The sequence below is a fragment of the Paenibacillus paludis genome, assembly GCF_042610515.1.
Classification (GTDB): Bacteria; Bacillota; Bacilli; order Paenibacillales; family Paenibacillaceae; genus Paenibacillus_AQ.
Window position 1 is genome coordinate 30,423 of sequence record NZ_JBGJZP010000032.1, and the last position, 24,643, is coordinate 55,065.

General features: G+C 50.7%; 23 protein-coding genes and 1 riboswitch. Of the genes, 2 read left to right on the forward strand and 21 right to left on the reverse strand.

All coding sequences use genetic code 11. The annotated features are described in order from the left end of the window. Positions 1-76: 76 nt before the first annotated feature. The 6 genes from ACAN56_RS33520 to pth form a co-directional block, all read right to left on the reverse strand. Positions 77-1,756, reverse strand: a complete 1,680-nt coding sequence (locus ACAN56_RS33520) for a putative polysaccharide biosynthesis protein (protein ID WP_379148208.1) — start codon at positions 1,754-1,756, stop codon at positions 77-79. A 222-nt stretch (positions 1,757-1,978) separates the two neighbouring features. Continuing rightward, entirely contained in the window at positions 1,979-2,521 is a 543-nt protein-coding gene (gene spoVT / locus ACAN56_RS33525; protein ID WP_038584386.1) for a stage V sporulation protein T, read from the reverse strand. A gap of 283 nt (positions 2,522-2,804) precedes the next feature. Further along, the gene (locus ACAN56_RS33530; RefSeq protein ID WP_379148212.1) at positions 2,805-3,875 is read right to left on the reverse strand and encodes a peptidylprolyl isomerase; all 1,071 of its coding nucleotides are present in this window, start codon (positions 3,873-3,875) and stop codon (positions 2,805-2,807) included. Then, positions 3,859-7,383, reverse strand: coding sequence for a transcription-repair coupling factor (gene mfd / locus ACAN56_RS33535; RefSeq protein ID WP_038598275.1), 3,525 nt, complete (start codon positions 7,381-7,383; stop codon positions 3,859-3,861). The genes ACAN56_RS33530 and mfd overlap by 17 nt, the downstream gene beginning before the upstream one ends. A 132-nt stretch (positions 7,384-7,515) precedes the next feature. Beyond that, on the reverse strand, positions 7,516-7,746 hold the full coding sequence (gene fin, locus ACAN56_RS33540) for an anti-sigma-F factor Fin (protein ID WP_038584380.1): 231 nt from the start codon (positions 7,744-7,746) through the stop codon (positions 7,516-7,518). Between the two features lie 87 nt (positions 7,747-7,833). After that, positions 7,834-8,394, reverse strand: a complete 561-nt coding sequence (gene pth, locus ACAN56_RS33545; protein ID WP_076113632.1) for an aminoacyl-tRNA hydrolase — start codon at positions 8,392-8,394, stop codon at positions 7,834-7,836. A gap of 125 nt (positions 8,395-8,519) precedes the next feature. On the opposite strand from pth, the gene ACAN56_RS33550 reads away from it, so the two are divergent. Beyond that, positions 8,520-8,720 carry a hypothetical protein gene (locus ACAN56_RS33550; RefSeq protein ID WP_038584374.1) on the forward strand — a complete coding sequence of 67 codons (201 nt, stop codon included), beginning with the start codon at positions 8,520-8,522 and terminating at the stop codon, positions 8,718-8,720. A 123-nt stretch (positions 8,721-8,843) separates the two neighbouring features. On the opposite strand, the gene ACAN56_RS33555 is transcribed toward ACAN56_RS33550, so the two are convergent. From ACAN56_RS33555 to ACAN56_RS33615, 13 genes are all read right to left on the reverse strand, one after another. Next, complete coding sequence (locus ACAN56_RS33555; protein ID WP_019914487.1) at positions 8,844-9,797, reverse strand: ribose-phosphate diphosphokinase; 954 nt, start codon at positions 9,795-9,797, stop codon at positions 8,844-8,846. 88 nt (positions 9,798-9,885) lie between these two features. Continuing rightward, on the reverse strand, positions 9,886-11,286 hold the full coding sequence (glmU, locus tag ACAN56_RS33560) for a bifunctional UDP-N-acetylglucosamine diphosphorylase/glucosamine-1-phosphate N-acetyltransferase GlmU (RefSeq protein ID WP_379148219.1): 1,401 nt from the start codon (positions 11,284-11,286) through the stop codon (positions 9,886-9,888). Between the two features lie 169 nt (positions 11,287-11,455). After that, positions 11,456-11,743, reverse strand: coding sequence for a septation regulator SpoVG (gene spoVG / locus ACAN56_RS33565; protein ID WP_020425826.1), 288 nt, complete (start codon positions 11,741-11,743; stop codon positions 11,456-11,458). Positions 11,744-11,950: 207 nt separating this feature from the next. Further along, positions 11,951-12,778: a pur operon repressor gene (gene purR / locus ACAN56_RS33570; RefSeq protein WP_038584367.1), complete on the reverse strand. Its 828-nt coding sequence runs from the start codon at positions 12,776-12,778 to the stop codon at positions 11,951-11,953. A gap of 119 nt (positions 12,779-12,897) precedes the next feature. Continuing rightward, on the reverse strand, positions 12,898-13,752 hold the full coding sequence (gene ispE, locus ACAN56_RS33575) for a 4-(cytidine 5'-diphospho)-2-C-methyl-D-erythritol kinase (RefSeq protein WP_379148225.1): 855 nt from the start codon (positions 13,750-13,752) through the stop codon (positions 12,898-12,900). A 159-nt stretch (positions 13,753-13,911) separates the two neighbouring features. Next, positions 13,912-14,088, reverse strand: coding sequence for a small, acid-soluble spore protein, alpha/beta type (locus tag ACAN56_RS33580; protein WP_019914492.1), 177 nt, complete (start codon positions 14,086-14,088; stop codon positions 13,912-13,914). A 157-nt stretch (positions 14,089-14,245) separates the two neighbouring features. Beyond that, a complete protein-coding gene (gene veg / locus ACAN56_RS33585) occupies positions 14,246-14,521 on the reverse strand; it encodes a biofilm formation stimulator Veg (protein ID WP_019914493.1) in 276 nt (91 codons plus the stop codon). A gap of 290 nt (positions 14,522-14,811) precedes the next feature. Continuing rightward, positions 14,812-15,711, reverse strand: a complete 900-nt coding sequence (gene yabG / locus ACAN56_RS33590; RefSeq protein WP_038584361.1) for a sporulation peptidase YabG — start codon at positions 15,709-15,711, stop codon at positions 14,812-14,814. Positions 15,712-15,813: 102 nt separating this feature from the next. Beyond that, the gene (gene rsmA / locus ACAN56_RS33595; RefSeq protein WP_038584358.1) at positions 15,814-16,698 is read right to left on the reverse strand and encodes a 16S rRNA (adenine(1518)-N(6)/adenine(1519)-N(6))-dimethyltransferase RsmA; all 885 of its coding nucleotides are present in this window, start codon (positions 16,696-16,698) and stop codon (positions 15,814-15,816) included. Beyond that, entirely contained in the window at positions 16,695-17,246 is a 552-nt protein-coding gene (rnmV, locus tag ACAN56_RS33600) for a ribonuclease M5 (RefSeq protein WP_038584355.1), read from the reverse strand. Before rnmV ends, rsmA begins: the two co-directional genes overlap by 4 nt. Positions 17,247-17,398: 152 nt before the next feature. Continuing rightward, entirely contained in the window at positions 17,399-18,559 is a 1,161-nt protein-coding gene (locus ACAN56_RS33605) for a resuscitation-promoting factor (RefSeq protein WP_038584352.1), read from the reverse strand. Positions 18,560-18,849: 290 nt separating this feature from the next. Next, a riboswitch (cyclic di-AMP (ydaO/yuaA leader) is annotated at positions 18,850-19,077 on the reverse strand. 198 nt (positions 19,078-19,275) lie between these two features. Beyond that, entirely contained in the window at positions 19,276-20,046 is a 771-nt protein-coding gene (locus tag ACAN56_RS33610) for a TatD family hydrolase (protein ID WP_038584350.1), read from the reverse strand. A gap of 54 nt (positions 20,047-20,100) precedes the next feature. Beyond that, positions 20,101-21,384, reverse strand: coding sequence for an HD domain-containing protein (locus ACAN56_RS33615; protein ID WP_379148233.1), 1,284 nt, complete (start codon positions 21,382-21,384; stop codon positions 20,101-20,103). A 305-nt stretch (positions 21,385-21,689) separates the two neighbouring features. Here ACAN56_RS33615 and ACAN56_RS33620 point away from each other — a divergent pair, with 305 nt between their 5' ends. Further along, positions 21,690-21,944: an AbrB/MazE/SpoVT family DNA-binding domain-containing protein gene (locus tag ACAN56_RS33620; protein WP_019914502.1), complete on the forward strand. Its 255-nt coding sequence runs from the start codon at positions 21,690-21,692 to the stop codon at positions 21,942-21,944. Between the two features lie 937 nt (positions 21,945-22,881). Here the strand turns inward: ACAN56_RS33620 and rsmI are convergent. Together rsmI and ACAN56_RS33630 are read right to left on the reverse strand one after the other, a co-directional pair. Then, complete coding sequence (gene rsmI, locus ACAN56_RS33625; RefSeq protein ID WP_379148246.1) at positions 22,882-23,787, reverse strand: 16S rRNA (cytidine(1402)-2'-O)-methyltransferase; 906 nt, start codon at positions 23,785-23,787, stop codon at positions 22,882-22,884. Continuing rightward, positions 23,787-24,557 (reverse strand): tRNA1(Val) (adenine(37)-N6)-methyltransferase, encoded by a 771-nt coding sequence (locus tag ACAN56_RS33630; RefSeq protein ID WP_341119288.1) that lies wholly within the window; start codon positions 24,555-24,557, stop codon positions 23,787-23,789. The genes rsmI and ACAN56_RS33630 overlap by 1 nt, the downstream gene beginning before the upstream one ends. Positions 24,558-24,643 lie beyond the last annotated feature (86 nt).

A 24,643-nucleotide genomic window follows, 5' to 3' on the forward strand; every position in this document is an offset into this window, starting at 1 on the left:
CTAAGGCAGCTTTGTATGTACTGCAATATAGTAATCTCATGCTTAAGAGATAACGGTTGGAACACCTAGCTGCGCCTTAAGGGAACAGGCGCAGCTTCTTCAGCTTGTCCGCAAGCCGCGGGCCAAAGCCCGGAAGCTGGCGCAGCTCGCTTTCGCTGAGCAGCCGCAGGGCAACAGCGCCGGCGGCGAAGACGGCGCAGCCTGCCAGCACGCCGAGCAGGCTCTGCGCCAGGGCTGCGGTTCGCCCGCCGCCGAAGCCGGCGGCTGCGGCCGCACTGCCAACGCCGAGGCTTACAGCTGCGGCGGCCAGGCCAAGGCCCGCGAGCAGCAGCGCGGGCTTCACCAGGGCATCTGCGAAGCGCAGCCGCAGATGGCCCATACGGTGCAGCAGCAGCACATTCAGCGCTGCTGCGAAGAGATGCGCGGCCACGCTGGCGATGGCTGCGCCGGTAATGCCCTGCTGCGGAATCAGCAGCAGGTTAAGGGCCGCCTTGAGCACCGCGGCCGCCAAGAGATGTACCGCCGGCGCGCGCACGGCGCCCAGGCCCTGCAGCAGCGCGGCGGAGATGATGCTGACCGTACCGCCAGCGGCGGTAAAGGCCAGCCAGGTCATCGTGCCGCTGCCGGCAGCATCACCGTACAGAGCCACATTGACCGGCTCTGCAAGGACGGCCAGGCCAACCGAAGCGGCCAGGCCCAGCAGCCAGAACCAGCGCAGCGACAGGCTGCAGCGGGTCTGGATCAGCCCGAGATCTCCGCGGTGCTTCGCCTCCGCGAGTGCCGGGATGAAGACCACTGATAACGAAGTGGCCAGCATTGTTACCATCTGAACAAGCGGCAGGCCGCGATTGTAGATGCCGAACTGCGCCATCGCCGCCGCTTCGCTGACAGTTGACGACAGCAACCGGGGGACGGTAAATACATCGACCAGCCCGATAAGCGGTATAGCCAGCGTTCCGAGCATGACTGGAATGCCATAGCCCAGCAGCTTGCGGGCCTTGGCTCCTGTCTGCTCCCGGACAGTGTCCGCAGCAGAACTCCGGGTCCAGGCGGTTTCGGAGGCAGCTGATATCGCCAGCTCAGCCGACTGCTGCGCTACGCTCACACGGCGGCGGTAATTCTGCCAATACAGCAGCATGACAATCAGACCGGCCGCTCCGCCGCCAGCCGAACCAATCAGCGCACCCGCCGCGATGGTGGCCGCGTCTGCTCCCTTCCCGGTCAGATACAGCAGCAGTGCGATCATGACGGCTACCCGCACCGACTGCTCGACAACCTGCGACACCGCGGTAGGGACCATATTATGCAGTCCCTGAAAATAACCGCGCAATGCGGCCATAAGCGGAACAACAGCAAGCCCTAATGCGCTGCAGCGCAGCGCGGGAATCACATGGGAGTTGCCGACCCACCCGGCGATAACCGGAGCCCCAAGATAGGCAAGGGCCCCAATCACAAGGCCGCTGATGACTGTAATGGCCGCTGACAGCAGCAGAACCCTCCGGCCTTCGCTTTCATCTCTGTCGGCCGAGGACTCGGCCACGAATCTGGCGATTGCAGACGGCAAACCCAGCATCGCTATCGTTATAAGCATCGTGTACAGGGGATTAACCGTGTTGTATATACCGAACACGGCGTCTCCACCCAGATTTTGCAGCGGAATTTTCTGCAGCGTACCAATCAGTTTGGAGAGAATGGCTGCTGCGCTGAGAATAAATGCGCCTTGCAGTAATTTAGAGCCTTGTGTACCAGATTTCATAAAAGTACCTGCTTCTACAGCGATAACTGCCATAATGGGATGAATTTCTATATTATAACGCATGGAGGCGCGTAAGTAGAAACGGTTTTGCTTGCATTTACACGTACGGCTGCATTTTTCTGCAATCCGCATCTTCTTATCTTTTCCAAAATGGAACGCTAAAACCCCGCCCTCCCTTTGTATCATACCAAAAGGAAAGCGGGGTCCATAGTATCAAAGCTGTTACTGCTCCATCTGCTTGCCCAAAAAAGCGGCTGCCGTTTCGGCCATTTTGATTTCCATTTGCGCCATTTTTACCGAATCATCCTTGTTCAGAAGCACTACACAACCGATGGGGTCCCCGCCGGAGATGATGGGAGCGGCTACATAGCTCGATATTAATTCTGCATGATCTTTACCGATGTCATAGCTGCCTGCATTCGTTTCGAGCACGGTCTTGCGGCTGTCCATTACCTTCTCCAGGAGCACACCCACCTGTTTCTCGAGATAATCCTTTTTGGAGCCTCCGGCAAGGGCGATAAAAGTGTCCCTGTCAGTAATCATTGTAATATGCCCTGTGCCTTCATAAAGCGACTCTGCATATTCCTTGGCGAAATCACCCAGCTCACCAATCGGGGAATACTTCTTCAGTATGACTTCACCGTCGCGATCGACGAAAATTTCCAACGGATCCCCTTCACGAATACGTAGTGTGCGTCTGATCTCTTTAGGGATAACAACTCGACCGAGGTCATCAATACGGCGTACAATTCCAGTAGCTTTCATTTCACATGTTGCCCCGCTTTCTTAAGAAGTATGGTCCAACTACTGTCCATTATGGGAATGGATAATCCCAGTGATTTATCGTAATATCTGACCATAGTATTCATCTCTTCCCAGTTCCTTATACATCCTCTGGAAGGTATAACATTAAATATCCTTAATCCGCAGACTTCCAGCGCACCCCTCCCCGTTATGCGCTATTTTTAACATAATTATACATTATAATTTACAAAATAAAGCCATCCCTCGCTTTGAAGCGTCAGGATGGCTTGTCCGTGCAAATGGTTTATTTGGCTTCTTTTGTAGCCGCTGGTGAGGCACTTGGAGCTTCTGTAGCTTTAGTTCCGCTGTTTGTTCCGGACTCAGCGGCAGCAGCGGAGCTTTTCGGCAGATTGATTTTAATTTCCAGGTCTTTCAGATTATTTTCGAGGTAGGACTCCAGGCTTTGCGAAGCCAGCGAGCTTTTGATTGCTTCCTTCTGTTCATCGGTCAGCTTCTCAAAGGTTGCTTCTGTGCGGCTCTCCACCTTAATGATGTAATAACCCACTTTTGTTAGTACTGGATCACTGATTGTATTCAACGGCAGTGTCTGGGCTGCTGCCTTGAACTCCTCCAAATAATTGCCCAGCAATACTTCTTTCAGCTGGCCGCCAGCTTCCTTGGACGCGGTATCGTCGGTGTATTGCTTGGCGATTTCCGCAAAGTCCGCTCCACCGTCAAGCTTAGCCTTTACCTCCTTAGCCAGCTTAAGTGCGTCTTCCTCGGTACGCTCCTTTTTGTTGGCGTCAGTCAGTCCGATCAACACCTGACGCAGAGTAGCTACAGTGAAATCGCCTTTGATTAGTTCAAATTCCTTCTTTACTTGGTCATCGGTTACTTTGAGCAGCATATCCTGATAAACCGTAAGCACACGCACCATATAAGTCCGCACATCGTCTTCCTTTAGACTCTGCTCCTTCAGTAAGCTATCATAGGTGTCACCCAAACGGCTCTTAAGATCAGCTAATTGCACATCGGCTTCCTTCTCGGCCTGCTTCTTAGCCTCATCTGTTGCCTTGCCGGCCAGATGCTCAAAGGCCACTTCCTGGTTCAGAATGGATTCCTTGAAGGTATCAATCTCCAGGTACTGGGCCTGCTGCGGGGAGAGGAATTTCATGACACGGGTGTCTAAATAGAATTCCTTCTCAGTAATGGTTCCCCCTTTGTAGGTAGCGTACGCTGTGCTGCTATCATCAGCTGCATTATTATTTTTATTATTGTTGTTGCTGCTGCAAGCAGAAAGCATAGAGAAGGAAAGAGCCGCTGCCAGTGAGACCAGCAGCACTTTCCAGGATTTTTTTTTATTTAACGACATCATGTAGTTCTCCCTTCAATTTTAGAGACTGTTTAGCCGCAGCCAGAAACTGCTCCAACAGATCAAGCAGCGCCTTATCGTCAAGATCCTTCGACTTGATGCGGATACTGGCTTTAGCATCCCTATCAAATTGTACACGTCTTTCGAAGCTATTTCCAACTTTGGCAAGCTTGGCCGTATCAAAGGCCCCGGTGCTGCCTTCATGGAAGTTCAACGAAACATCGTCGCCACGACGGATCATCGATTCCAATCCATAGAGCTTTCCATATACCTTGAGCCGGGCTACGGACAGCAGATTGACTACGGCCTCCGGCAATTCTCCGAAGCGGTCAAGCAGCTCATCCTCCAGTTCCCCAGCGTCCTCAAAAGTGGAAACCGCCGCAACCTTCTTATAAATTTCGATCTTCTGGATGCTGTCGTAAATATACTCGGATGGAAGATACGCATCAATGGACAAATCAATGACCGTATTGCCCTGCTTCAGCGAAGTATCCTCTTCTCCCAGTACAGTAACCTTACGCTTGCGGATTTCTTCCGCCAGCATTTGCGAATACAGATCGAAACCGACGGAAGCGATAAACCCGTGCTGCTCCGCACCAAGCAGATTGCCCGCTCCGCGAATGGAAAGGTCGCGCATGGCAATTTTGAAGCCGGAGCCAAGCTCCGTAAATTCCTTGATAGATTGCAGGCGCTTCTCCGCGACCTCAGTCAGCACCTTGTCCCGCTGGTACGTGAAATAGGCATAGGCAATCCGGTTGGAGCGTCCTACACGTCCACGCAGCTGATAGAGCTGCGATAGCCCCATTTTGTCGGCATCATGGACAATAAGCGTATTGACGTTCGGAATATCCACTCCAGTCTCAATGATACTTGTGCTCACCAGCACATCGTATTCTCCGTCAAGGAAGTCGAGTATGGTCTTCTCCAGCTCCGACTCCGACATTTGGCCATGGCCAATGCCGACCCTTGCTTCCGGAACAAGCATGGAGATTTGTGCGGCCATTTCCTGAATACCTTGAACGCGGTTGTAGAGATAATAGACCTGTCCTCCACGGGCCAGCTCACGTTCCACCGCTTCCCGGGTAAGCGTCTGACTATGTTCAACCACATACGTCTGCACGGGAAAGCGGTTCTCCGGTGGTGTCTCAATGACTGACAAATCCCGCACGCCAAGCATCGACATATGCAAGGTCCGTGGAATAGGCGTTGCAGTCAAGGTAAGCACATCGACATTGGTCTTGAGCTTCTTGAGTTTTTCTTTATGGGTTACACCAAAGCGCTGCTCTTCATCAACAATTAAAAGACCGAGATCCTTAAAGACCATATCCTGCGACAACAGTCTGTGTGTGCCGATTACTACATCTACCGTTCCCTGCCGGACACCCTTAATGGTCTCGTTCTGCTCTTTACGGCTGCGGAAGCGGCTCAGTACCTGAATGTTCAGCGGATAATTGGCAAACCGCTCACGGAAGGTTTCATAATGCTGCTGTGCGAGGATTGTGGTCGGCACCAGCACGGCAACCTGCTTGCCTTCAATCGCTGATTTGAAAGCTGCCCGGATCGCCACTTCCGTCTTGCCATAGCCTACGTCTCCGCATAGCAGCCGGTCCATCGGACGGTTCTGCTCCATATCCTTCTTGATCTCTTCGATAGCGCGCAGCTGATCGCGGGTTTCGTCATACGGGAACATTTCCTCGAATTCACGCTGCTCCTGCGTATCCTTCTCAAAACCATAACCCAGAGCACTTTGGCGCTCGGCGTACAGCTTAATCAGATCATCCGCGATATCCTGAACAGAAGAACGCACTTTATTGGTGACTCGCGTCCATTCGTTTCCGCCAAGCTTGTATACCTTCGGTTCTTTATCTTCCGATCCGACATATTTCTGAATCAGATCTATCTGTTCAATCGGTACGGACAGCTTATCGCCACCGGCATATAGAATATGCATATAATCCCGGTGAATTCCGCTGACCTCAAGCGTACCAATCCCCATATATTTGCCGATACCGTGATTCTGGTGTACCACGTAATCGCCGATTTTAAGCTCGGTATAGCTCTTGATCCGTTCTGCATTGTCAATTCCTTTGGAAACCTTGCGCGCCTTACGCTGCTTCTGGGAGAACATCTCTCCTTCAGTGATCACAGCAAGATGAATGGAAGGCAGCTCAAAACCGGAGCCCAGATTCCCGTGGACAATAGTAGGCTCTTCAATGCCATAATCGTACAGCACCCGGCGGACCCGCTCCATCCGCTCCTCGCTGCTCGCCAGCATCACAACCTGCACACCCGACTTATGCCAGCGCTCCATCTCCGATTTCAGCACATTCATCTGGCCGTGGAAATCCTGCATGCCGCGGCTGATAAATCCAAGGATGTTCTGCGGCTGGATATGTGGAACCTGGCGCAGGAAAATCGACATGAACAGGCTCTGGAATGGGCGGCGGTACATGATAGCTTCATTGTCTACGGAAAGATGAAGATCAGGCAGGTTTTTGCCGTTCTGCAGCAAATGCAGGTTCCATTCCGACTCGTCCCGCTCCAGCTGTTTCGCCGTTTCCAGCAGTCTGGCCGGCTCATCCATAATAAGGAGGGTGTCCTGTGCCATATAATCATATAAATGGCAGCGTTCAGGATATAAGAGACTGATATATTTATAGACTTCAGGGAAATAGGTTCCCTGCCGCAGCATCTCCAGCTCCCGGCCCATTTCCTCACGCAAACGCAGCTTTGCCTGCCGGTCGGTCATTTTCTCCAGCTGGCGTTCCAGCATCGCAGCCGCTTCAGAGGCTGCCGAATCCTGGCGGGACTGGTCTGCGATGATCTCCTTAGCCGGTGTGATCTTCACACTGCGCACCTTGTCGATGGATCGCTGGTCTGCAGGATCAAAGGTTCGAATCGAATCGATCTCATCATCAAACAGCTCTACCCGGTAAGCCAGCGAAGAGGTCATTGGATAGAAATCGACAATGCCCCCCCGCACACTAAGCTCACCACGGTTCTCTACCCGTTCAACCCGTTCATAACCCATCATAATCATAGACATCAGAAAATCATCCAGAGAGAGGGTTCCATCCTGTGAAACGGTTAATTGTGCCTCTGCCATCACATGGGGCGACGGAAGCAGACGCCGGACGCCAGAATAAGGCACAACCACAACGCCACGGAAGCCCTGGGCACATTTGGTCAGGACATCTATCCGCTGAGCAAGCGTCTCAGGGCTGGAGACAGCCGCTTCAGCGGCAACCAGCTCATTGGCAGGGTAAAGCAGCACGCGATCCGGAGAAAGCGCTTCCTGCAAATCCTCAGCCATCTTCTGGGCCGAGAACATATTATGGGTGACTATAAGCAGCGGCCGTTCGGTTTCTTCATGCAGCGCCGCCAGCATAATTTGTCTGGCCGAACCGGACAAACCTGATATTAGCTGCTCCTTCATCCCTGCGGCAACACCGCGGGTGACAGACTGAAAATCAGGATCTTTGGAAAAAGCTTCTATAAGACCTTGTAACAACAAAGGACACCTCTCTTACTGAACAGGCTGACGGCAGCCTAAGCCGCCGCACCTATTATGATTAGAATCGAAAACAAGCCTCAGCGATAAGGCCAAGGCTTGCGGATGACGATAGAGACAGGCGCTTCCACCTTACTGAAGCGGACTGGCCAGCAGGCTGAGCTCAGGGTTGTTCTCCAAGGCCTGCTTGCAGTAATCGCAAGTAACCTTTACCGTGATCTCACCTTCTGAATCATACGCTATGATATCTCTGCGCTCCGCAGGGGTCAAAGAATGCAGACCAAGCTGCGCTTCTGTGATATTACTTCTATTGATGCTTCCCAGAAATGTCCGGCAGTGCCTGCATACGTAGTGTATTGCCATCTATATGCCTCCTGAAGGTAGTATATACCCTTCAGTATGCCCCGCTCCGGCCGTATTTAGCCTTAAGATGCGGGCGGGAGCGGGCCGTTAGCCATTGAATTTGGCCATGGTCTGTTCAAAGGTATGCTGCAGGCTGAACTCCAGGGCGTCACAGGTATCTAGGATCATGGTCTTCAGCCTGTCTCCGTCTTTCTTGGGAAAGGCAGAAAGCACATAATCTACAATAGCAAAGCCCGGTTCAGGACGGGAGATCCCCATCCGCACACGGTTGAAGCTTTGCGTGCCTGTATGCTGTATGATCGACTTGATTCCGTTATGGCCTCCGGCACTTCCCTGATAACGCAGCCGGATTTTGCCGATTTCCGTATCAAGATCATCATAGACAACAATCATATCCTCTAAATTCACTTTATAATATTCCATATATGCACGAACCGCTTCTCCGGACAGGTTCATAAAGGTCATGGGTTTGATCAGAACTGTCTTGACTCCCCCGATGACGCCCTCACCGATTACGGACTTGCACTTATTCTGGTTAAAGGTGATTCCGTTTCTGGCCGCTAGCTCGTCAAGCGCCATAAAACCGACGTTATGCCTGGTTTTGGCGTACTGCGGTCCCGGATTTCCGAGTCCAACAATCCATTTCATGATGGCCTATCCTTTCCATCCGGTTCTCTTAAGCAGAAGAGTTCCGTTTTTGGTACAATAAATTTTATTAGGCTTACTTCTAGAGCAGCCGAGGGCCACTTTACTCCAAAGACAGGTGATGAACAATGCCACATCAGGGCGACATCTTAACGCTTCAGCGCCATTTCCAGTACCACATCCAATATGCTGTGCCTGTCGAAATTTACAGAGACAATGTGCACGTAGCCATCGGTGTAGTTACAGCAGCGGATGAAGGCTTTGTTGAGCTGCAGGGTACTCTTTACAACCGCAGCCTGTTCACCTTTATCTCCCGGCCAGGGTATTGATGCCGCAGCAAAGCTGGAGGTCATCACGCCGACAAGGGTTACATCTTCCGTTACGGAGGTGTAACCCTTTTTGAATACAGGCGGGAACGGCAGTCATATCTCTACAAGAGCACTACCCGAATACTATTCGATTTCGAACAATTTGCTGATGGACAGCTCCTCATGAACACGAATAATCGCCTCACCCATAAGTGGAGCCACGGACAACACTTTGAGCTTCGAGGTCGGATTGCTGCTGCGGATTGGAATGGTATCCGTCACGATAATTTCTTTGATTGGTGAATTTTCCAGACGTTCATGCGCAGGTCCGGACAATACCGGGTGGGTACAGCAAGCATAAACTTCCTTCACGCCGCCTTCCATCAAGGCATTGGCTCCCAGTACAATCGTTCCGGCAGTGTCGATAATATCATCGATCAGAATCGCTGTTTTACCTTCGATGTTACCGATAATATTCATGACTTCGCTGACATTCGGTTCCGGACGGCGTTTGTCGATGATCGCCAGAGGTGCATTAAGGAAATCGGCAAGCTTTCTAGCCCGCACAACACCGCCATGGTCCGGGGAGACCACAACCGGATTCTGGATCTGCTTCGAACGGAAATACTGGGCAAGAATCGGAACACCCAGCAGATGATCGACCGGAATATCAAAAAAGCCTTGAATTTGCATCGCATGAAGGTCCATCGTGATAACACGGTGAGCTCCTGCTTTTTCGATCAGGTTCGCTACCAGCTTGGCCGTAATTGGATCACGGGAACGCGCCTTACGGTCTTGACGAGCGTATCCGTAATAAGGAATAACCACATTGATGCTTTTCGCGGAAGCGCGTTTGAGCGCATCTACCATAACCAGAAGCTCCATCAAATTGTCGTTAACCGGACCACAAGTCGACTGTACGATATAGACATGGCAGCCCCGGACACTCTCAGACAGCTTGACCTGAATCTCCCCGTCGCTGAAGCTTGTGGTATGTGATTCACCCATCGGAATTCCGATATAATCGGCAATTTGACTAGCCAGCTTAGGATTGGAGTTGCAGGTGAAAATCTTTAATTTGGAATCGCAATAAGTCATAAAATATAAACCCTCCGTGACGGAATTTAGCTTCCAAGCAGCGCCGGTAAAGAGATCTCAGCTCTATCCGGCGCTTTGGCAGTGGCCCTTACGATTGACTCGACTGGTCTTTCTTTGCTTTGGCCCGGGAGCGGATCTTCTCGGCATACCCCGGCTTGTTCTCCTGTCTTACTCTGGCAATGGCCAAATCATTCTCCGAAACAGATCTTGTGATTGTCGACCCTGCAACAACAAAAGCGCCTTTGCCTACGGTGACTGGTGCAATCAGATTCACATTGCTGCCGATGAAGGCATCATCTTCAATTGTCGTCTTGGATTTATTAAATCCGTCATAATTGGCAGTAATTGCACCACAGCCAACATTTACATTCTTACCTACAGAGGCATCGCCGACATAGCTCAAATGCGATACTTTGGAGCCGTCGCCGATCACTGCATTCTTAATTTCCACGAAATCGCCGATTTTGACTTCCTCACCGAGTATAGTGCCCGGACGCAAATAGGCAAAAGGCCCAACGGTAGTCCGTGCGCCGACTTGTGCCTGATTCAGTACGGAATGCTTCACCTCAGCGCCGTCCATAATCACGCAGTCTTCGATTTCACTGGAAGGCCCGATCACGCAATCTTCACCAATGACGGTTTTGCCTTTCAGCTGGGTACCCGGATATAGCACGGTATCTGATCCAATGATGACATCGGCTCCTATATAGGTGGAAACCGGATCAATGATGGTTACACCGTTCAGCATATGCTGGCGGTTGATGCGCTGGCGCATATAACCTTCCGCTTCGGATAAAGCCAAACGGTCGTTAACGCCGATAGACTCCGCAGCGTCATGAGCCTGATATCCCAGAACGATATCACCCTGTGCCCGGAGTATGCCGATTACATCGGTTAAATAATATTCCTGCTGGTTATTGCTGTTGGTGACCTTCTCCAGCGCCGCGAACAGCTTGGCATTATCAAAACAGTAGGTACCTGTATTAATTTCGCTTACAGCTGCTTCCTCAGCGGTGCAATCCTTCTGTTCCACAATCTTCAGTACAGCGCCGTCTTCCCCGCGGATAACCCGTCCATAGCCTGCAGGCTGATCCATCACAGCAGTCAGTACAGTTGCTGCCGCATGCTGCCCTTCGTGCAGTGCCATAAGCCCTTCCAGCGTTTCCGCCATGACCAGCGGTGTATCGCCGCAAATCACGATGGTTGTGCCTTCCTCGCCGCCGATAAGATCCTTAGCCTGTTTGACGGCGTGGCCGGTACCCAGTTGGGTTTCCTGCAGCACATATTCCGCATCCTGGCCTATATGGGCTTTTACTTGCTCTGCGCCATGTCCGACAATAACGACGGTACGCTGGCTTCCGGTCGCTTTAACTGTATCAAGTACGTGCCCTACCATCGGTTTGCCACAGACGGGGTGCAGCACTTTATATAATTTAGATTTCATGCGCTTGCCTTGACCTGCGGCAAGTACAACAGCCATTCTTTTCAAGAATGCCAACCTCCCACTTCTTGAGCTCACTACTGAATATATCTCATATCGGGAAAAAAGAAAAGAGAACCATGTAGCATGGTTCCCTTTTCTTCGAACCCCAATTAAAAAACGGCTTGACCTTACGCCGCCCTGGGAGGGCAGCTGGACATCAGAGTCAGCTTAAGGCTTAAGCTCCCTCTTCGATGACCTCTTCTTCTTCCGTAGCGGCGCGATCGTACTCGGCCAGAACCGCAGATTGAATCTTCTCGCGTGTTCCCGAAGAAATCGGGTGTGCGATATCGCGGAATTCGCCGTCCGGTGTACGCTTGCTGGGCATAGCAACGAACATCCCGTTATTACCGTCGATGACTCGAATGTCATGAACAACAAACTCGTTGTCGATTGTAATGGATGCGATTGCTTTCATTCTCCCCTCAGAGTTGACGCGGCGGAGTCTGACATCCGTAATTTGCATGTGTGTGTTCACCACCTTTTTCCATCAGAGACTTGGTGTATAATTCCACACAGCAAAGCGAATTCCTTCTTTTTGATTCCAAAAAATGCCTGATAATGAAGATTATTTTTGCGCAACCATTGATTTCGACACCATTCGCGGGGTTTTCTAATAATCCCTTACGATTTCGACATTTTACTGTTCTTTAGCGCAAAGTGACTGTCCAGCTCAGGAGGAGAAATAATTACCCGGATACGCTGAAATCCGCCGCACCTTGGAATCCACCTCATTCAGCTTCACCAGAGATACATAGTCATGCAGCAGACGCTCTTCCGTCTCCACCGCACCTGATTCCACGAGTACACCTACACCGGCCACTTCGGCATTGAACTCGCCAAGCAGATCGACCATACCGCGTACGGTACCGCCAGCCTTCATGAAATCATCCACGATCAGCACCCGCGACTTCTCACGCAGCGCCCTTCTCGACAGCGACATCGTATGTATGCTCTTGTGCGAGCCCGATACATAGTTGATGCTAACGGCAGAGCCCTCAGTTACCTGATGGTCACGGCGCACCAGCACCACCGGCAGCCCGAGCTGTGCAGCTGTGGCATAAGCCAGCGGAATGCCTTTGGTTTCCACGGTCATCACTACATCAATCTCTACCCCGTAGAAAGCCGTTGCAATGATCTTTCCGGCCTGTTCCATCAGAGAAGGCAGCCCCAGCAGGTCAGACATATATAAATAACCGCCGGGCAGAATCCGGTCGCTCTGCTCCAGCTGTCCGCACAAACGGTTAACGAAGGCCAGCGCCATCTCTGTTGGCATTCTAGGAATATAACGTACCCCGCCTGCCGCACCGGCCAGTGTCTGCAGCTCACCCATGCCTTCGCCTTCAAATACTTCTTTTATAATAGCCAAATCTTCGCTGATGGATGACTTTGCCGCGCCATACCGGTCTGCAAATGTTGACAGCGACAGCAGGTCATGGGGTTTCTCAAGCAAAAATTGGGTCATGTCTACCAAACGTTGGCTTCTTTTAAGTTTTTTCACGGAATGCTCCTCGCCAAAACCGAATATTATTATAAAATAATATCACTTTTGTACGGATTTACACAAGAAGAAACGGCTGCTCTGCCTTTGACAGGGCTAGCCGTTCCTCTGGAAGCTCTTCAGCTTAGCGAACGTACCGCGTAAACTTCCTTACAGAATCCGCGCAGTCCATTGTAAATTCTGGCTACCTTCGACTGCTTGGATACCAGACCGAAGACGGTCGGTCCGCTGCCGGACATCAGCACTCCATCTGCACCCAGCTTCATCATGGCTTCCTTCAGCTGCTGCACCTCAGGATGGAGCTTTAGCGTCACATCCTCCAGCACGTTGCCTAGCCCCGCACAGACTGCGTTGAAGTCGCCCGCTGCAATGGCCTCCTGCATCCGCGTTGCCGACGGATGCACCGCAATGTCACTCGCTCGTACGCGTCCATACACCTCAGCCGTCGACACATTAATCGGCGGCTTCGCCAGGACGACCCAGCACTGCGGCGGATTCTCAATCGGAGTCAGCCGCTCGCCTCTGCCCGTAGCCAGGGCAGTGCCTCCTGTGACGCAGAACGGCACGTCCGAGCCCAGCTCGGCGCCCAGTTCCTGCAGCTCCTGCGCCGGGATACCAAGGCGCCAGAGCCTGTTCAGGCCGCGCAGCGTAGCTGCGGCATCGCTGCTGCCGCCGGCAAGGCCGGCAGCGACCGGAATTCTTTTGTCCAGATGGATATGTACACCGCTCTTCACGTTATAACGGTCTTTAATAAGCCTCGCCGCCTGAAAGGCAAGGTTCTTCTCGTCGAGCGGAATATATCCCGCCTGGCTTGATATAATAATCGAGTCTCTCTTCATCTCTGATAGCTCCAAACGGTCCGCCAGATCCACCATGGTCATAATCATTTCCACTTCGTGAAATCCGTCAGGCCGCTTGTGAAGCACATCCAGCATCAAATTGATCTTGGCCGGCGCTTTCTCATACATTTTCAAGGCGTTCACCCACCTTCAGCTTTTCCCGTAAAAACAACTTAACATATTATATGAGAAACTTGTAACGAAGTCCATTATCAAAAGTTTGGACAGGCCGAAAAGGGGACCGCCGCATGGACGGATCCCCTTTTTCATGACCGTTTTTCCGCACAAAAGCGGTTAAGACTTCCGGGCAGCCTGCTCGGCAAGCTGAATGGCCCTCTTCACCATATTCCCTGCATCCTGGGCCCGGATTCCACCCCAGCCGTCCCGCTCTACCGTTTCGTAGAATCCAAGCTCCTTGGCCAATTCCGTCTTCAGTTCCTCCGACATCATGCCTCGTTTTCTGCGGCTCATTAGCGGAATTCCTCCTTAGGGTAGTAGATGATAAGCTTATTGCTCCTTTAGTATGCTGTACCGGGGCAATGATCATTCAACCCGCGAAGAAACCGTCCACACCGTTGTTATATTCAAAAAACAAAAAACAGCCCCCATAGGAGACTGTCCGTAACTCTTAAGCCTTAATATACATAATCCGCATTTGCCCATCGTCTTCGCAGACTGTGATCTCCACAGACTCCGTAAGAATATCGGCATAGCTATAGGAGACACGCTTGAAGGTTTGCTGCTCCTGATCCAGTTTGACAATAAATACAGAAGGGTACGTTTCTTCCAGGACACCGGTGCGTTCAACGGTCTTACGACGTCCACCGTTTGCACGCAACGTGATCTTATGACCGACGTGAGCTTCGAGACTGCGTTTAATTTCCAACAGCGCGTTATTAGCCATTACCTGACGACCACCTCTTTCCTTGTCCATTATACAACTTTTCACAAACATTGTCAAAGCAAATAAATAATTATAGATGATGCCAAAATAGTTGTCAACGGAATTTTTTTGGAACGAAAGAGTGCCGACCGAGGCGCCTTGTTATCGGTAATAATATACCGGAGGCTGTCACCGCTTGTCCGGCTTCCACAACAAAAAAAGGAAAAGAAAAGCGTTATGCTTATCCTTTCCTTTTTTTATTCCTGCCATTCTGGAAAATTATTGCGTACGGCCTTTCCGGGGCCGCGATACTATATCGCCGACGGGGTAACTTTCAGCGCGGAAAGATTCTGCAGGCGAGGCATTCCGATCCGGAAGCTGCCGCGTGTCTCTATCCCGCCCATTCCCTGGTTGCCGCTGATGGTATGATTCAGTACATCGCCTAGACTCACTGTGTCACGGATCGAGGTAAAAGAGGCTTTGGCCGCTATATAGACGGGATCCAGCGCATGAATCAGGATTCTCCCCGGCGAACTGGCAAAATTGGCCCCCGCCCCCAGCAGTGCCTCAAAATGCGACTGGCAGGCTCCCGCCACAATGGTCAGGGCATCAAAATTCCGTTCATATTCCCTTGCAACCCCAATAGCTGCCACAAAGTTCTGCGAATTTTTGTAGCTGCTGAGACTGTAGAGATCATAAGTATGCGGCTGTTTCAGCACCCCGTCGTGGCCAGTAATAACTACGATATCCGGACGCACACGGGGCAGAAGCCGGTATAACGTCTCTGCCATTTTGGACTCATGAACATGATGTCCTTCTGCGGGAATCCGCAGCTGTTCATACAAGCTAAGACTTTTGTTCAAATAAAGCGCATCGCCGTCCAAATGCAGCACTTTGCCCGGCACCTCGAAATAAGCCGCCTCCTTGGGGGATTGCGGCCAGCCTCCCGCAACAGTCTCTCCGCTGCGCTGGCTCTGTTCCTGACGGTCCTTACGCAACCTTGTCAATGATTCCTTCGCTTTGATCTGTGCCTGCTGTCCCCGTTCTGTAATACGGGTAGGCGGCACTTGAACCAAGTCGTCCAGGGGGGCATCCGCCAACAGGCGGAATTCTGTGCCTTTGATTACGGCTCCACTCTGCACGATGTTCTCCACCCGGAAAGTTACATCTCCACCATAAGATTTGCGAACGACCAAGTCTCCTAAATTCATGACAACACCACCTCTACCCCCATCGTATGGGCAAAGGTCATGGTTGGTTCTTAAACAGCCGCATTTTCAAAAGATAAAGCGCGATGTTTCACGCTGCATACTCTAGGCGATTCCTGCCGCCAGCAGCACAGCGCTAAGCCGGGCGTACTCCGCAATACTCAGCGTCTCCCCGCGGCGGGTTGGTTCTATGCCAGCCTCAGCCAGCAGCGCCTCCAGGCGCTCACGGCCTTCTCCCGGGAAGAAGCGGGCCTTGAGATTGTTCGCTATTGTCTTGCGCCGCTGGGTGAAGGAAGCCTGGACCACTTCAAAGAAATGCTTCTCATCAGCCACATCAACTGGAGGACGTTCTCTGACCTTCAGCCGGATTACAGCAGATTCCACATTCGGCTGCGGGATGAAGACCGTACGCGGCACAATACAGACCAGCTCAGGCTCACTGTAGTACTGCACGGCTATGCTGAGGCTTCCATATTCTTTGCCGCCCGGAGAAGCCGCCATACGCTCAGCAACCTCCTTCTGGATCATTACCACGATATTATCCAGCGGAAGTTTCTCCTCCAGCAGTTTCATCAGTATGGGGGTTGTCACATAATACGGCAGGTTGGCAACCACACTTACTTTGTCGACGGTTGCAAAATCCTCTGTGAACAGTTCCTGCAGGTTTACCTTCAGCACATCATCATTGCGGATTTTGACATGCGGGTACGGAGACAATACATCCCGCAGAATCGGAATCAGTCTGCGGTCGATCTCTACAGCAGTCACCGCACCCGCAGCCATGGCCAGCCGTTCAGTAAGCGCTCCGATACCCGGGCCAATCTCCAGGGCGCCCGCAGAGTCAGTTAATTCTGCTGCGTCCACTATTTTATCAAGGATATTCTGGTCGATCAGAAAGTTCTGTCCCAGACTTTTTTTGAACGAAAAACCGTAGCGCTGAATAATTTCTTTGGTCCGTACTGGCGATGAGATCTTGTTATTGCCACTCATGAAGTAATGCCTCCCTGATCAATTTGTGCGAGAGCTCCGGAGAATTCTTCCCGCGTGATGCCAAACATAGCCAGCCGCTTGTATAGCTGTTTGCCGTTACAATACCCGATGCCAAGCAGGTTGCCCAGCGCCATCCTGCGCTCAGCCGCTCGCGAATGCACCAGCATGCCCGCCGCCATAAGATCCTCCAGCCCAATTAGGGCAGGGGCTCCTTCAAAGGAGGTATGTACATGCTGCAGCGCATGACGGATCGCTTCCGGTGATGCATTCTCAACACCGATATCCCCTTTGCGTGTAGCATCCTTCTCCGGGATGAATGCATGCTTGCAGCCTGGCACCTTGGAGGAAACAATCTTGCGGATGCGTTCGCCGGCATGATCGGGATCCGTAAGGATGATCACGCCTCTGCGTTCCATTGCCAGCGCTATCTTGGCGATAACCTTGCGGTCTACCGCTGAACCGCCAGTCTCTATCGTATCGGCCTCCACCGCCCGCTTGACGGCAACCGTATCACTCTTGCCTTCCACCACAATTAATTCCTTAATCATACACGTTGCTCCTTCCTGTAAAACACAAAAAGAAGAGGATTCGCTCCCCTTCTTTTTGGCTAAAGAATGTATAAGTGATGAGCGGTAGCCCGTTCTGTCAGTGCTACACTCACTATAGCTTATAAACCATTAATTTGCAAAAGCGGACCCCGTTAATTCAGCTCCGGCTTCACTGGACCGATCACATAAATAGTCCGGGACTTGCGGCCGAAATTACGGGCATGGCTCAGTGAATCGTAATAAACATCCAACTTGTTGCCTTTGATGGCACCGCCGGTATCCTCTGCTCGGCGAAACCCTAATCCCTCAATGTACACCCACCAGCCGATAGGAATTACATTCGGGTCCACAGCTATTGTCCGGCCTTCTGTTACACGTGTTCCAGAAGCCGTGCGGGTCCCAATGCCTGGTTCTTCTGAAGAATAGGCTGTCATCGACACATTTTTGATCATCTTTTTGTATTGGAAATCTACGCCTGCCTTGTGCACGACGTTACTGCTTTTTGCGGAAACTTTGGTTGTTTTGGATGCCGTACTTTTTTTGGAAGTTGTCACAGCAGCTACAACGGGCTTTGGCAGGGGCTTCGTACCAACATAAACAATTTTATGTTTGGTAACCGTCTGTACTTCCTTGCCAATCATGCGCATAGAGACCAGTTCTCCATCTTGGTAGACCTTCTCGATATGCTGGACCATGACGCCTGGTGCGCCTAACTGTGCCACTTTTACGGTCCCCTTGGTCAGGGAAGGATCTGAGGTCTTAATGACCTGGAATGGCAAATTTTGCTTCCGCTCCACAATCTGCTTGTTGATGCGGACAATTTTAATTTCCATGCCGGCCGATACTGTGGTGTCAAGCGAAGGGTATATCTTGTCACTGCTCTCCAGGCTTAAACCCAGTTTGCTAATGGCGTCACCGATAGTGTCTTCGGTGGTGTACAGCGTTTTTGTTGCTCCATCCGCAGTGAGACTAAACTTCTGCGCACGATTGATCACGACACGGTCGCCGTCCTGTATCTCATCACTAAGGCCAATAGATAATTCATCATGCGGCTGCAGCGAAATTTGTTCCTTAGCCAGCACATCACTGAGCAGCGCTTCGCGCGTTTCCAGCGTCTGTGCTTTCCCGTCTATTACTAAAAATATCTCTTTCTTGCTCTGACCGTGTACGTACAGCAGAATGAGCAGCGCGATAACGATTGATACCGCACCTGCAAGCGAAAGTAAGCGAGGATTCACTTGCTTCCACCGTAATGCGAAAGACCTGCTGGATGATTGCGAATCATGGGATACTTCTGGTTGGAATACGCCCACTCTCTCCATCCTCCTTACATAGCCCCGTCGTCAAGTTGTATATCAAGGTGACTGTATGATTGCTGACGAAACTAGGTTTGAGATTGCAACAGGATACGCCCGCATTGCTTCAGCGTTTCCTGCTCATGGATCGCCTGCCCGGCATAATTACTCCAGATACCTGTTATATAACAGTATGCTGGGAACATTCGCATTATTCAAAACAAAAAAAGCCCAAAAAAGAGTTCACAGAGGACTCTTTCGTGGCTTCTCCGGATGTCAGAATACGCGGGAATGTTTATGCACGAGGTTTCCTCTCTTACTTGCGCTTACGGGGTTAGCTGTCGGGTTCGGGCATAAGAGAGACGCCCTATCTTAGGTCACCCGCTCACGGCGGTTGCCCTCAAATTCACCCCAAAGACCACGTGAAGAAATCAAATAAATTCTGCGGCATTTCTGTGTTGTACTCTATGTACGGACATGCGGCAGGCATTATTGGTTCCCCCGTTCTCCATACGGAGACTCAGCGAGACGATCCATGATTCAGTGACTGTCACAGTAACAACAGCTCACTGCACTGAAAAGATGATATCCTGTTTTGATGCATGTTGTAAAGGACGATTCAACCACGTTTACGCAAAAAAATGATTAAAATATTGTAATATTCAGCCGTTTTTAAATTAAAAAAGTTTAATATATCGGCTATACTTCATTTTTCACCGCTTTTACTCCCGATTTCAGACAATCCCAAATCGTTCCAGTGCGTTCGCATACGTAATTTCCGCCAATTCCTGTAAATCAATCCCTTTTATTTCCGCGGCAGCCTCTGCTACTAATCTCACATGTGCGCTCTCATTTCGCTTGCCCCGGAAAGGGTGCGGTGTCAAATAAGGCGAGTCCGTTTCAATCAGCAATCGGTCCAGCGGAGTCTGGGCCAGCACCTCTTTTGGCACTCTGGCGTTCTTGAATGTAATCGGGCCGCCGAAGGATAGGTGAAAGCCTAAATCCAGGCACATTTTGGCTATTTCCCAGCTGCCGGAGAAGGAGTGCATCACTCCGCCTATTTCATCAGCCTTCTCTTCACGAAGAATCCGCACCACATCTTCATGAGCATCACGGTTATGAATGCAAATCGGCATTTTCAGTTCACGGGCCAGTCCGATTTGTTTGCGGAACACTTCATGCTGTACCTCTTTAGGAGAGGTATCCCAGTAGTAATCCAACCCAATTTCTCCGATGGCAACTACTTTTTTATGACTGCACAGTGAGGCAATCCACTCGAGATCCCCGTCCCTCATGTCTATGGCATCCTGCGGATGCCAGCCGACGGCTGCATAGATATAATCATAGGTTTCAGCAAGCTTCATGGTTGTTGGGATTGTTTCCCTGTTAAAGCCAATATTAATCATTTTGGTAACTCCTGCCTCGAGCGCATTGGCGATTACCTTTTCGCGGTCCTCGTCGAATTGTGGAGCATCCAGATGGGTGTGCGTGTCGAACAATTGCATGTTACATCCCCTTTTCTGTCATAATTTCTATGATGAATTCCAAGTATTTTTGGATTACTTTGCAAAGATTTCTGCAATAGAAGAAGGCAGCAATGGAAGGGCTTTCTGCAGCTTATCCTGTGGAAAATACAGGTGATAACGGCCGCGGTGAATTCCGCTGATGGAGCGTACGATATCTGAAACTTCAGAGATCTCCCTCAGTTTGTCATGGCGGTCAAGCAGCAGAATTTGCTTGCTGTCAAAGCCTTGTCCCGGACGAAACACATCATAGGGCAAATCTGTCGGAAAATCAATTTCCAGATCATAATCGGCATCTAGCCCTGCCACGGCAAAGCTGCGGCGTATTTCGTCAATCGTCTCGGAATCAAGGTTCTCCATCTCTACATATTTATACAGTTTACGATGAATAAACCGGCTGCACAAGTCGCTTAACAATTCATCCTTCTCCAAAGTCCACTGCATGAAGGCGGTCTGGATCATAGCTTCGTCCAGCAGCAGATATTGTTCCACCGTAACCTCTCCGCGGAACAAATCACCTAAAGGATCAATCATGAACCGGAATTCATAACCGCTCTGGTACAGCTCTTTGGCTCTGCGGAAAATTTGCCGCAAAATGATTTCGGAACTGCGTGTGACCGGGTGAAAATATACCTGCCAGTACATTTGATAGCGCGACATTAAGTAATCCTCGATGGCGTGCATCCCTGACTCCTTAACCACTACCCTTCCATGGTATGGGCGCAGCATTCTTAGGATCCTGTCAATATCGATCGTCCCATAGTTTACTCCCGTGTAGTATGCATCGCGGAGCAGATAATCCATGCGGTCAGCATCCAGAGGGCCGGAAACCAAGTTGACTACAATTTCATGCTCATAAGTTTTGGAGATTACCGAAGCTACCTTGCCGGGAAAATCCTCTGCCACATCCCGCAGAATCGCGGTGATCTCCGTGTCCTCCAGAATGATCCGGCAGGTCCAGTCTTCATGGTTCATTTCAAAGGCTTCTTCTATAGAATGGGAGAACGGGCCATGCCCCAAATCATGCAGCAGCGCTGCACATAGAGTGAGCAGGCTCTCCTCCGGCATCCAATCCTTATACCCGCTTCGCTCGAACTGCGAAATGATACGGCGTGTAATTTCGTAGACACCAAGGGAATGTGAAAATCGGCTATGCTCTGCACCATGAAAGGTTAGATAGGAGGTGCCAAGCTGACGGATACGCCGCAGACGCTGAAATTCCTTAGTGTTGATCAATCGCCAGATAATTGTGTCCTGCACGTGAATATAGTTATGAACCGGATCTTTGAAAACCTTCTCTTCTGTCAGCGGTTGCTTCATGTGTTCAACTCCTTCGAATAATATAATTAGAAATAAGAGGTAATAGGTAGTATAATAATGAATTATGTCGCACTTTGTCGAATTGTGTCATTTTAACGTTTTACAAATCGACAATTTAATTTTATCTGCATTTGTATGAATTTATGTGTAATGTAGGCGATATAAAAGTTTTATTTAAAAATTCCTTAAAATTAGCCTCAAAAAAGGTTGACTGTTTTGGGAATGGTTGGTATTATAAATATCATAAAACGGTGAACAATGTCGAATAATGACGCTTTTGAACATTGAGAGGAGCAACGATTGTAATGATGAAATCAACAGGAATTGTAAGAAAAGTAGATGAGCTTGGACGGGTTGTTATTCCGATCGAATTGCGCCGTACACTGGGCATTGGAGAAAAAGATGCGCTCGAAATTTACGTGGACGGTGAGCGGATCATGCTTAAAAAATACGAGCCAGCTTGCATTTTCTGCGGCAATGCTGAGAATGTAACCTATTTCAAAGGAAAAATTGTTTGTCATGAATGCATTTCTGCTATCCCTACCCCTGTGACAAACTAGAACAAATAGGTTATAATAGGAACTAATCAAATTGTTAATTCTAACCTTTTTATATCTCCTTGGCCTCCCGTTGATGCGGGAGGTATTTTTTATGCTTTTTTACCCTCCCAAACCCTCCCTACAGGGAGGGCCCCAAGGGCCCCGGCCCTCTGGACACCCGGAAGCTTGTCTAATTTGTGGCCGCGCGTAAAGGAGTAACTGTGACGGTGGAGCGGCCCTCTTTCGGGCACGCCCTCAGGGCCTTGCCATGCGAGGGATTTCGCCATAGGCCGTGCGCCTATGGCGGCTGCGCGAAGGCGCTCCCATGCAACGTTTTGGCGATAAAGCCGCTCTCCCTGCGGGAATCGCTTTACGGTGGCACGGGTCAGTGACTTTAGCGGTTGCTGGTTGCTGGCTGATGAGCTGCTTTTTTTGCTTTTGCCCGCTCTCCCTGCGGGAATCGCTTCACGATGGCACGGGCCAGTGACTTTAGCGCTTGCTGGCTGCTGGCTGGTGAGCTGCTTTTTTTGCTTTTGCCCGCTCTCCCTACGGGAATCGCTTCACGGTGGTGCGGGCCAGTGACTTTAGCGCTTGCTGGTTGCTGGCTGATGAGCTGCTTTTTTTGCTTTTGCCCGCTCTCCCTGCGGGAATCGCTTTACGGTGGCACGGGCCAGTGACTTTAGCGGTTGCCGGTTACTGGCTGGTGAGTAGCTTTTTCTGCTTTTGCCTGCTCTCCCTACGGGAATCGCTTTACGGTGGCACGGGCCAGTGACTTTAGCGGTTGCCGGTTACTGGCTGGTGAGTAGCTTTTTCTGCTTTTGCCCGCTCTCCCTCCGGGAATCGCTTTACGGTGGTGCGGGCCAGTGACTTTAGCGGTTACTGGTTGCTGGCTGGTGAGCTGCTTTTTCTGCTTTTGCCCGCTCTCCCTGTGGAATCGCTTTACGAAGATAAACGCCCTTTACTCCCTGTCCAACAATGCATTGTAAATATCGCGTTTGGCCAAGCCACGGTCTGCGGCGGCTTTTTTCATAGCTTCCTTCCGTGCCATTCCTGCGTTTTCATAGTGAGCGACATGCAGCTCAATGCTGAGCTCACGCCACCAGGAGGATTCAGCAATCTCAGCCTCTTCTTTGCTTTCCCCTTCAACCACGATTACATATTCGCCAAGCGGCGGATGTTCGGCCAGCCAAGCAGAACATTCCTCAATCGTTCCGCGCAGAAACTCCTCATAACGTTTTGTCAGTTCACGGGCCAGCACTACCCGGCGGTTGCCGAACGCCTCCTGCAGATGAACCAAGGTTTTGGCTACCCGGTGCGGAGATTCATAGAACAGCAAAGTCCCCTGCACAGAACGAACAGCGGATAATACATTACGGATATCCTTACGCTCCCTGGGCAGGAACCCGACAAAGGTAAAGCTTGTGGTCGGCAAACCGGAGGCGATCAAAGCTGACAAAGCCGCGTTAGCTCCGGGGATCGGAATGACCGGAATATGGTGGCTGACGGCCAGTGCTACAAGATCTGCTCCAGGGTCGGAAATTGCCGGCAGACCGGCGTCGCTGACAAGCGCCAAATTTTTACCTTCTATTATATAGCGGATCAGTTCCGGTCCACTGGCAGCCTTATTATGCTCATGATAGCTGAACAGCATGGAAGGCGTAATTTCAAAATGGCTCAGTAACTTACGTGTCTGTCTTGTATCCTCGGCGGCAATAATATCACATTCTTTTAAAGTGCGGACCGCACGGTAAGTCATATCCTCCAGATTGCCGATTGGCGTAGCGACCAGATAAAGACAACCGCATCCTGGCGGTTTAATTCCATCATTGTTGTTTTGAAAGCTGCTTTGGCATGTTATAGTCATCATTTACCCTCTTTGTTTCCATAATAAATATCCATAATTTCCGGACAGTATTGATTGTCCTCATTATATACGATCAGCGGCGGTTGTAAACGCACCTCAGGCTTTCCATCGCGTGCAGCTTCAATCAATACCATATTGGCTTCCAAATGCGCTCTTGGATGCACGAAACGAATCAGCTTCGGCTCCAGTCTGTTTTGTCTCATCAGGCTGATAATATCCACCAGACGCTGTGGCTTGTGTACCATACTTACCTTGCCTCCGGTACGGACCAGTCTTACACATGCCTGAATCACCTCTTCCAGCGTGCAGCCAAGCTCATGGCGGGCCATCGCCTGATGTGAATTCAGCTTGAGATCGCTTCCGTTAAGCGGCATGTACGGCGGATTAACAGTAATCGCATCGTATACACCGTATCCAGCCTCATTATGCAGTTCGCGTAAATCCCCTTCATGTATCTTGATCCGCTCCTGCAGGCCGTTTAAGGCTACACTACGGCGGGCCATATCCGCCAAACGGGGCTGAATTTCAATACCTTCTATAGAAGCTTTGGTTCGTGTAGTGAGCAGTATCGGAATAACTCCATTGCCAGTACAAAGATCAAGCACTCTGCCGCGTGGCGGTATACCCGCAAACCGGGCCAGCAGTACGGCATCCATCGAGAAGCTGAACACTTCATCACTCTGAATAATCCGCAGATCATGAGTCAATAAATCATCCACCCGCTCCGTTGGCAGTAAAGGAACAGATATTTCGTTAGAAAAATTCGTCATTGTAATCTCCTAAAAGTTTTGTTGAGCATACACTTCAATGAAATCCTGCGAAACAAAACTCGCTTCGGAAGCATACGCTTAGTTTT

What these genes read in the sequence shown, in the direction of transcription:
- ACAN56_RS33520 (WP_379148208.1), bottom strand. Translation starts at nt 1,756, where the DNA reads ATGAAATCTGGTACACAAGGCTCTAAATTACTGCAAGGCGCATTTATT.
- spoVT (WP_038584386.1), bottom strand. Translation starts at nt 2,521, where the DNA reads ATGAAAGCTACTGGAATTGTACGCCGTATTGATGACCTCGGTCGAGTT.
- ACAN56_RS33530 (WP_379148212.1), bottom strand. Translation starts at nt 3,875, where the DNA reads ATGATGTCGTTAAATAAAAAAAAATCCTGGAAAGTGCTGCTGGTCTCA.
- fin (WP_038584380.1), bottom strand. Translation starts at nt 7,746, where the DNA reads ATGGCAATACACTACGTATGCAGGCACTGCCGGACATTTCTGGGAAGC.
- pth (WP_076113632.1), bottom strand. Translation starts at nt 8,394, where the DNA reads ATGAAATGGATTGTTGGACTCGGAAATCCGGGACCGCAGTACGCCAAA.
- ACAN56_RS33550 (WP_038584374.1), top strand. Translation starts at nt 8,520, where the DNA reads ATGCCACATCAGGGCGACATCTTAACGCTTCAGCGCCATTTCCAGTAC.
- ACAN56_RS33555 (WP_019914487.1), bottom strand. Translation starts at nt 9,797, where the DNA reads ATGACTTATTGCGATTCCAAATTAAAGATTTTCACCTGCAACTCCAAT.
- spoVG (WP_020425826.1), bottom strand. Translation starts at nt 11,743, where the DNA reads ATGCAAATTACGGATGTCAGACTCCGCCGCGTCAACTCTGAGGGGAGA.
- ACAN56_RS33580 (WP_019914492.1), bottom strand. Translation starts at nt 14,088, where the DNA reads ATGAGCCGCAGAAAACGAGGCATGATGTCGGAGGAACTGAAGACGGAA.
- veg (WP_019914493.1), bottom strand. Translation starts at nt 14,521, where the DNA reads ATGGCTAATAACGCGCTGTTGGAAATTAAACGCAGTCTCGAAGCTCAC.
- yabG (WP_038584361.1), bottom strand. Translation starts at nt 15,711, where the DNA reads ATGAATTTAGGAGACTTGGTCGTTCGCAAATCTTATGGTGGAGATGTA.
- rsmA (WP_038584358.1), bottom strand. Translation starts at nt 16,698, where the DNA reads ATGAGTGGCAATAACAAGATCTCATCGCCAGTACGGACCAAAGAAATT.
- rnmV (WP_038584355.1), bottom strand. Translation starts at nt 17,246, where the DNA reads ATGATTAAGGAATTAATTGTGGTGGAAGGCAAGAGTGATACGGTTGCC.
- ACAN56_RS33610 (WP_038584350.1), bottom strand. Translation starts at nt 20,046, where the DNA reads ATGCAATTGTTCGACACGCACACCCATCTGGATGCTCCACAATTCGAC.
- ACAN56_RS33615 (WP_379148233.1), bottom strand. Translation starts at nt 21,384, where the DNA reads ATGAAGCAACCGCTGACAGAAGAGAAGGTTTTCAAAGATCCGGTTCAT.
- ACAN56_RS33620 (WP_019914502.1), top strand. Translation starts at nt 21,690, where the DNA reads ATGATGAAATCAACAGGAATTGTAAGAAAAGTAGATGAGCTTGGACGG.
- rsmI (WP_379148246.1), bottom strand. Translation starts at nt 23,787, where the DNA reads ATGACTATAACATGCCAAAGCAGCTTTCAAAACAACAATGATGGAATT.
- ACAN56_RS33630 (WP_341119288.1), bottom strand. Translation starts at nt 24,557, where the DNA reads ATGACGAATTTTTCTAACGAAATATCTGTTCCTTTACTGCCAACGGAG.